The sequence below is a fragment of the Parabacteroides sp. merdae-related_45_40 genome, from assembly GCF_001915675.1.
On sequence record NZ_MNQY01000031.1, the window covers coordinates 1 to 479 of the forward strand.

General features: G+C 55.9%; 1 protein-coding gene. It reads right to left on the minus strand.

Going from position 1 to position 479, the window contains the following annotated elements; all coding sequences use genetic code 11:
• Window positions 1-479: hypothetical protein (locus BHV83_RS01645; RefSeq protein ID WP_502687954.1), on the minus strand; the 479-nt coding region annotated here is incomplete at both ends.

Consider the following 479-nt stretch of genomic DNA (forward strand, 5'->3'; position numbering starts at 1 on the left):
CTCGTCCTCCTTCTTCCACACCTTGCCGGCTATCTCCTGCAACTGCGGTATCTCCTTTTCCAGCACCTCGTTCTTCGCCCTGTACTGGTCGATGGTGGAAGGTATCTTCTCCAACGCGTTCAGGAAGTTGCGTGCGGCGGCCACCGGGTCAGCCATCGCCAGATGCCCGTTGTTGTAGGTGTACTTGTAGTTCCCCTCCACCACGAAACGGTTGTCGGTAAACTCCAGCCCCTCTTTGAGCATCCTCTCGCTGACCACCTTTATCGGGAAACCGTAAAGTTCCCCGACAAGATTGTACAGTCCGCCCGTCGTAGCGTTCCTTGCTATCTCCTGCAAACGCTTTCCGATAACCTTCTCATCCGAAGAAGAGACGCCGTCCACCTTGACCGCATTCAGGCGGTTGCCCTCCTTGTCGGTCTTGACGACGGAAAGGAAACGGTTCCAGTCCTCCGTCATGGCATTGATGACCGCCGTGTTGT